General features: G+C 39.1%; 9 protein-coding genes and 1 pseudogene. 7 read left to right on the top strand and 3 right to left on the bottom strand.

Annotation, left to right across the window (positions count from 1 at the left end):
• Together AM231_RS28240 and AM231_RS15190 are read left to right on the top strand one after the other, a co-directional pair.
• The coding region (locus AM231_RS28240; RefSeq protein ID WP_165593408.1) for an IS3 family transposase at window positions 1–123 on the top strand (123 nt) is incomplete at its 5' end.
• A gap of 7 nt (window positions 124–130) precedes the next feature.
• The gene (locus tag AM231_RS15190; protein WP_131724750.1) at window positions 131–340 is read left to right on the top strand and encodes a hypothetical protein; all 210 of its coding nucleotides are present in this window, start codon (window positions 131–133) and stop codon (window positions 338–340) included.
• Between the two features lie 218 nt (window positions 341–558).
• On the opposite strand, the pseudogene AM231_RS28805 reads toward AM231_RS15190, so the two are convergent.
• The 3 genes and pseudogenes from AM231_RS28805 to AM231_RS15180 form a co-directional block, all read right to left on the bottom strand.
• Window positions 559–968 (bottom strand): annotated as a pseudogene (locus AM231_RS28805) (CopG family transcriptional regulator).
• 282 nt (window positions 969–1250) lie between these two features.
• Window positions 1251–1640 (bottom strand): retropepsin-like aspartic protease, encoded by a 390-nt coding sequence (locus AM231_RS15185; protein WP_054403281.1) that lies wholly within the window; start codon window positions 1638–1640, stop codon window positions 1251–1253.
• Window positions 1637–1897, bottom strand: a complete 261-nt coding sequence (locus AM231_RS15180) for a hypothetical protein (RefSeq protein ID WP_054403280.1) — start codon at window positions 1895–1897, stop codon at window positions 1637–1639. The genes AM231_RS15185 and AM231_RS15180 overlap by 4 nt, the downstream gene beginning before the upstream one ends.
• 187 nt (window positions 1898–2084) lie before the next feature.
• Here AM231_RS15180 and AM231_RS15175 point away from each other — a divergent pair, with 187 nt between their 5' ends.
• The 5 genes from AM231_RS15175 to AM231_RS15155 all read left to right on the top strand — a co-directional run bounded on the left by AM231_RS15175 (window position 2085) and on the right by AM231_RS15155 (window position 7094).
• Window positions 2085–2834: a DUF3885 domain-containing protein gene (locus AM231_RS15175; protein ID WP_131724749.1), complete on the top strand. Its 750-nt coding sequence runs from the start codon at window positions 2085–2087 to the stop codon at window positions 2832–2834.
• 267 nt (window positions 2835–3101) lie between these two features.
• Entirely contained in the window at window positions 3102–4163 is a 1062-nt protein-coding gene (locus AM231_RS15170; protein ID WP_054403278.1) for an AAA family ATPase, read from the top strand.
• Window positions 4163–5968, top strand: a complete 1806-nt coding sequence (locus tag AM231_RS15165; RefSeq protein WP_242615169.1) for a vWA domain-containing protein — start codon at window positions 4163–4165, stop codon at window positions 5966–5968. Before AM231_RS15170 ends, AM231_RS15165 begins: the two co-directional genes overlap by 1 nt.
• A 35-nt stretch (window positions 5969–6003) precedes the next feature.
• Window positions 6004–6660 carry a Type 1 glutamine amidotransferase-like domain-containing protein gene (locus AM231_RS15160; RefSeq protein WP_054403276.1) on the top strand — a complete coding sequence of 219 codons (657 nt, stop codon included), beginning with the start codon at window positions 6004–6006 and terminating at the stop codon, window positions 6658–6660.
• Window positions 6661–6842: 182 nt separating this feature from the next.
• A complete protein-coding gene (locus AM231_RS15155) occupies window positions 6843–7094 on the top strand; it encodes a GNAT family N-acetyltransferase (RefSeq protein WP_082341651.1) in 252 nt (83 codons plus the stop codon).
• The last annotated feature ends 10 nt before the right edge of the window (window positions 7095–7104 follow it).

The following is a 7104-nucleotide window of genomic DNA, read 5'->3' as shown; positions in this document are numbered from 1 at the left end:
CGACAGTTAGAAGTGGAATTATATGATTACGTCAACTGGTTTAATAAACATCGTATTCATGGAACTTTAGGCTATATTACGCCTGTCCAGTATCGCTATGAAGCCCTTAAAAATGTTGTTTGATTTTCTGTTGACAATCCAAGCTGAGAATAATAAGCTGAATATTAAAACAGGGGAAGAATTAATACTCACTGTTTTTGCTCCAAAGGAAATGTATGTGAACAATAATAATATAGACATAGATGATCCTACTATAGAGATAAAAGGGTTTATTAATGAAGTTACTGAACAAAATCAATTCTATAAGGGTGGGGGCTATAAGGCCATGAAAAAATTTTAAAGATATTTTAAAGAATCGCTTCGAAGAGTCCGTATCACCTAACATTATGTTCACGCTTCGGGGGACAAGCCCCCTTGGTCCTGGAAGTAAATTCAATGATGAGATGCCAGGACACATCCGTACCGACTAACCACATCGCGGCCGCTCACTCCCGTTTCGCTTAAATCGGTAGGACGTCGTGAACACGGAAACGTTAGGTGAAATTGCTGTAAGATCTATTAATGTTTAAGAATTGATTCTTTGATTTCTGGGGTTGCTTTTATAAGTCCAAAGACTTTTATTGATTCGATAGCTTCATTAAATAATGATGGTGTAACATTTGAATCAACAATGAGTAAACCAACAACTTTTAAGCTTAGTTTCTTACCTTGAGATCGCTGTGCTTCTAAGGATTCTTCTGTAATAATTTCTACACCGATAGTCATCGATTTCTGATTGATAATTTTTTTATTTCATCTGAATGAGTATTAATTTGATTTCGTATTGCAGTACGAATCATATTAGTTCGATTTGAATAAAATCCTTGGTCTACAAGTAAATCAATTTGTCCTAGATCAACTGCACCTAGATTAATAGTAATTTTTTCAGAATCAGACACTTCAATCCCTCCAATTGTTGAATTTACCATCCCAATACCATCCGCATAGATGGTAGCATGAAATAAATTCCATGTCAAAGGACATTGTGGTAAATTCAAGGGAACAGCAACATCACCTAACACCATATTCACGCATCGGGCATTCGCCCTCGGTCCGGCCGAAGCCAGGAGTGGATTCGGAGAGGCATCTCAGTAGCGGGGAAGTAGAATCAGCCAGACACATCCGCACCGACTAACCGCATCGCGGCCGGCGACTTCGTCGCCTTAAGTCGGTGGAACGTCGTGAATACAATAACGTTATACGCAAGTTTGTTAAACCTTATATGAAATAACTAATTTCTCAAAATCGATTTTTAAACCATATTTGTAAAGAAAGTCGACACCCAATATTGCATCGAAACCATAAGGATCTTTGGTAAGTCCTAGTTGGATAGTAAATTCTTTAAGCAGGTTGCTACCAATAGAGAGGTCTGAGACAATCTGCTGATAACACAATTCACTTGAACCACCTACTCCATACATCCGAACTGATTTCCCGTTGATAAAGTCTATATCAAGGCCAATAGGTTCAACAAGATCAGTATCAAAGATAGTTGTGGAGCATCCGGTATCCAGAAGGACATTATTGAGAAGAGTTGATTTATTTTTGTAAGATAGAGGGAGAGAAACAATAGGAAGTCCATTTACAAGATGGATATTCATCGAAGACCTCTAATTCCAGAAAAGGGTTGCTCAATGACTTCAATAAATTCATTTCCGGTGTAGAATACATAGAGTTCCCTAGTAGGCTCTGACAAATGAAGTTTCTTATATGAGGCCCATGCATGCTTAGGGTCATCATATTCAGAAACAACTGACATTTCTTCAATAGTTCTTTTGTGATTATTTGAATGAGTGGTAAGAGCTTCAACTAGTACCCAACGATTAGGATGGATATCACGGATATTATTCCACTTCATACATGAACACCTCCGAAAAGTCTTATAAATTAATTGTACAACCCTACATACAAACAAGCAATGTTAGTGAGTTCGGAGAAGAACGAACCAGCGCATAACACCGTTTTCCTGCTGCGTCGCGTTCGCTCCTAGGGCTGCCCGAGGATTTTCAAAGAAGATACTCAGGCAGACAACCCTGCAAGGCTAAGTGGCGGAGCCACCCAGTCGCTTCGCTCCTTTAAGCCTCGCGGGTTCAGGAACACAACAACGTTATGTGAAAAGGCTGAAAATTCCTTTGAAACGGAGAAAAGATCAAATGCATATTAAGGACTACATGAAAAATCATTTTAATGATTTGGTTCTTTGTCCTCCACTATTTTATAACTGGGATACTGGAATAAGGTTTGAATTAGGAGACCCCTCCATTGATTGGGCGGAAAAAGATAAATATATGCGTCAAGTTTACATTAGAGCCTTAGAAATATATAAAGCTCTTCATAATAATGATGATGAGTTATATGTAGTGACTATGGCTCACTTTTCAAATGTGCCAAAGCAAAAAGTTAAAAAACTAAATTTGTATAAGCGATACATCAATAACAAGACTGTCTTAAAGAGATTGAATTTAGACATAATTCCGAATATTTTTGCAGAAGAAGATGAGGAGCCCATCCCTAAGGACAACACTTATAGATATTGGGTTAGATGCAAGGCATGTGAAGTGAGACATGTTCAATTAATTAAATCTATTTGTAATCACGAGGTTGGTTTAAAGCCGAGAGTATATCAGAGAGTTTATTTTATCAATATAACGACTGGAACTATTTTTCATATTTATGATGATCGTGGGTGTGATGTTATTTCAATATTGAGTAACTCTATTCAAAATTTATTTGAAAAATATAATGATTGGATATTGGATTACGATAGAGAAAGAATAAATGCAGTTTTTATATAGATTACTTCATGGAGTCACCCACAAGCATATAACACCATATTCACGCATTCGATTCTTCGAATCTCAGTCCGCGGAAGCTGATTCAGGAAGCCAAAGCTGCGGACACAGCCTTTCCCCTAAGATAAACTGATTTTATAACGCTGCAACAACTCCATTCTCTTTAGTAACATAGATACTTATACAACATATTTTACCCTCTCTTAAAACCGCCGTGATGGTGGTTTTTGTTATAATAAGATTATCTTTCAAGAAAAAGGAGTATTTCTATTGAATCTTGCTGTTCCTGTTATACAGTCACAATTGATGCAGATATTGCTTAACGTTTCCATTATTCGTCCTGTCTTTATTTGGGGTGCCCCTGGGATTGGAAAATCAGCTTTAGTTGAATCATTTGCCGATCAAGTCGGACTTCCATGTGTTTCACTTTTAGGCTCTCAGCTTGCACCAGAAGATATTATTGGCGTACCTCAGATCATAAATGGAAAAAGTCAATTTTGTCCACCTAAAATGATTGCCCGGGAAGAGCCGTACTGCTTATTTTTGGACGAACTTAATGCTTGCTCGCAAGAAGTCCAAAAAGCTTTTTACAGTCTTATTCATGAGCGCCGGATTGGTGATTATCATCTTCCAGAAGGTTCGATTGTAATCGGTGCCGGCAACCGTGCGCAAGATAGTGCAATTGTAAAACCGATGTCCTCTGCGCTCATTAATCGTATGTTTCATGTCCAACTTAATGTATCGTTTCAAGACTGGATTACCTGGGCGTACGAAAACGAAATTCATCCGATCGTTATTGAATATTTAGAGTCTCGCCCCGATCATCTGTGGAGTGCCCCTCCGAAAACGGAAGAACCGTTCTCCACGCCAAGGTCATGGCACATGCTTTCGGATGCACTTCGTGAGTTTGGCGAGAATTTGTCACCAGAAGTGGTCGGCATTTTAGCGGGTGGTTCTTTAACTCCTGCTCATGCGACACATTTTAAAGCTTTTTACAAAAATCTAAGTGGTAAATATCAATTGAATGCTATTTTAGAGGGCAAAACTTCATTTCCGTCTGCTGCAGAAGATCGTGATGTTCTCTATTTTCTAGCTCAATCTTTTCGAGCACAAATTATTAAAGAACTTCCTGCTCGAAAAGATGATATCAGTGGTAACCATAGGCAATTTGCTCACACGGTGAAAAAATTGATTAAAGACTTGTCTGCCATTAGTTTCGAAATTGCACAGCTCGTTGTTGCGAAAAATGAACAATCCTCTAATATTCCTGACTGGCTTATGGTAGAAATTGTTCGTGATTTACCACGGCTCGCCGTTAAAGACAAGGGGTAATGATGGCAAAAAAAACGACACCTCAAAATCCAGCTTTAAAACAATTCCAAGCAGCAGTAGAGATAATTGATAATCATCCTATTTTTTCCCCTTTATGTTCAAGAACGAGTATTGTCCATCATGATGGGACTCCTTATCCAATAGATGGTTGGGCAACCGTTACAAAAGGTGGATATATTTACACGCATCCTAAACGCCGAGGCGAAACCTCGGAATGGGTTTATGTGCTTGCTCATTGTTTGTTGCATCTTGGACTTGGTCATTTAATAACGAAAGATCATCCAGTGGCATGGAATGCAGCTTGTGATTTGTACATTGCCAAATTTCTTGCTGATTTGAAACTAGGAACACCTCCTTCTGATATGGAAACACGGAGGGATATGACCGTAAAGGATGAGGAGTCTCTTTATGAGCAATTTTGTGCACGGGGCGTGCCGGAAGTTTTGAAATATTTTGGCACAGCAGGTGTAGCAAGTTCGGATATGGATGTTCGGGATACAGCAGCGCGTAGTTATTGGGGGGGAGAACCCGAATGGGAAAAATACTTTGCAATTGGGTTATCTAACGCGGTCACCAGTGCTGTAAGTGTAGCCGGAGGTCATTCTGCTTCTTTATCGGATTCTACGAATGTGAAAAGTGCTGCACAACGGGCAAAACGGTGGTTTATGGACCGTTATCCATTACTCGGCGCACTTGCTTCCGGTTTTACCATTATTGAAGACCAAACGATTTGTCAACGATTAAGCATTTCCGTTGCGGCTATTGATGTTGTAGAACGCGAAATTTTCATGAATCCAGCAGCTGGACTAACCGACGAAGAATGTACTTTTGTGATGGCGCATGAGTTATTACACGCAGGTCTTCAGCATCATGAGCGCTGCCAAGGTCGCGATCCTTATTTGTGGAATGTCGCTTGCGATTATGTCATCAACCTGTGGTTAGTTGAAATGCAAGTTGGCGAATATCCTAAAATTGGTCTACTTTTGGACCCAGAGTTAAAAGGATTATCTGCAGAATCGATCTATGACAAGATAGTTGGAGATATTCGCTTATATAGAAAACTAGCTACCCTTCGCGGTAATGGATTAGGCGATATGATTGGCAAAGGTGATCCGTCGCTCTGGGATGTTCGAACAGGGCAAACGCTTGATGATTTTTGCAAAAATGCTCTTCAACAAGGTTTAATATATCACGAAGAACAAGCTAGGGGCTTACTTCCTTCTGGGCTTGTTGAAGAAATTAGAGCACTTGGTCAACCACCGATTAAATGGGACGTTGAGCTTGCCAAATGGTTTGATTCCTATTTTTCTCCACTTGAAAAAACGCGCTCCTATGCCCGTGTTAGCCGTCGACAATCTTCAACTCCAGATATACCAAGACCTCAATGGGTTCACAGCGGCTCATCTGAAGATGGTCGTACATTTGGTGTGATTTTGGATACATCTGGTTCAATGGATAAAAAATTGCTCGCTAAGGCGCTGGGTGCTATTGCTAGTTACGCACAAGCTCGAGACGTACCTTTTGCTCGTCTTGTGTTTTGCGATGCAGCTCCTTACGATGCAGGTTATGTTGCACCAGAGACCATCGCTGATCGTGTTCAAGTCAGAGGAAGAGGGGGGACCGTTTTGCAGCCTGCGATTGATTTAATCACTCATGCTGAGGATTTTCCGAAAAATGGCCCACTTTTAATTATTACCGATGGTTATTGCGACAAACTAACCATTCGGCGAGAACATGCTTATATACTGCCTAAAGGAAATGAACTACCCTTTTCTCCAAAAGGTCCTGTTTTTCGTGTCGATTAAGGAAATGTATTTACTCTTTGTTAATGGGGGGACTTATGAAAACTCACTATTATCTAGGTTGGTTTAATGATTTTTTTCCAGAGAATCTGGTCAGGGTGTTACAGGAGGATATAACTGATAGAAAATCGATTGCTATGATTAGCTCGAATCCATTTGTATATGAAGAGGATGGTTCTACTGAACGCTCTTGGCTTGACCAGGCCGGTATTATGTTTGATGAATATCATTTAATTAACTATCGCGTACAGAAGGAAGATGCCCAAACGTTAATTCAAAATGCTTCAGTCATTTTCTTGTTGGGTGGAAATACGATTAAACAAAATGGGTTTTTAATGGAATATGAATTGTCGGATTCGATTAAAAAAAGCAGAGCCGTTGTGATGGGAGCAAGCGCTGGTGCGATCAATATGTCCGCTAAATGGTTATGCTCAAAAAACTTTGGCTATAAAGTTGAAATAAGCTCTATTTACGATGGAGTCGGCCTTGACGATTTTTCCGTCCTGTCTCATTTTGATCTTGAAAATAACATTGCGTTGGTTCAAAGCGAACTGTCTCCCTTATCGGAAGAGATGAATATATATGCGTCGAACAAAGATTGCGCTGTACGTGTAAAGGGAAACAAAGTCGACATTTTTGGCAATGTATATTTAATTTCCCACTCAAAGATTCAGAAATTGGATGAGACGCTCTAATTGTAAAAAATGAGTCAACCGAAAATATTAAGAGCGTGTTTTGATCAATCTTTTTTCCAAAACGCGCTCTTTTCTTTGATTATTTATCAAGGTTATTTGAAGGTTCGTGAATGCGAGAGACGTTATGTGAAATTCCTGAAGAATCAAGCTCATAGAAATCAGGTGAAATCCATGATTAACTTATCGGGATTATTTATCAAACAGATAATGAAATTGAATTAAAACATATAGCAATAAAATCTAACAATAGAAGAAAAGGATTAGGAAAGAAATTAATAATGGAATTTATGGAAGAGAATCTTATAAGAAGAATGGAAGCCGAAACCGATAAGAATGCAGTGAACTTTTACAGAAAGATCGGTTTTAACATTACAAGTTTAGGAGAGAAGTATCCTGGAGTAGAACGATTTAAATGCACATTGAATAAGGAATGATTTTGAAAGT

The organism is Paenibacillus solani (genome assembly GCF_001277345.1).
Lineage (GTDB): Bacteria > Bacillota > Bacilli > Paenibacillales > Paenibacillaceae > Paenibacillus_AQ > Paenibacillus_AQ solani.
This window is presented reverse-complemented; position numbering and strand designations above follow the sequence as displayed.

Coding starts and splice junctions, on each gene's coding strand:
- AM231_RS15185 (WP_054403281.1), bottom strand. CDS start 1,640: ATGAATATCCATCTTGTAAATGGACTTCCTATTGTTTCTCTCCCTCTA.
- AM231_RS15160 (WP_054403276.1), top strand. CDS start 6,004: ATGAAAACTCACTATTATCTAGGTTGGTTTAATGATTTTTTTCCAGAG.
- AM231_RS15180 (WP_054403280.1), bottom strand. CDS start 1,897: ATGAAGTGGAATAATATCCGTGATATCCATCCTAATCGTTGGGTACTA.
- AM231_RS15165 (WP_242615169.1), top strand. CDS start 4,163: ATGATGGCAAAAAAAACGACACCTCAAAATCCAGCTTTAAAACAATTC.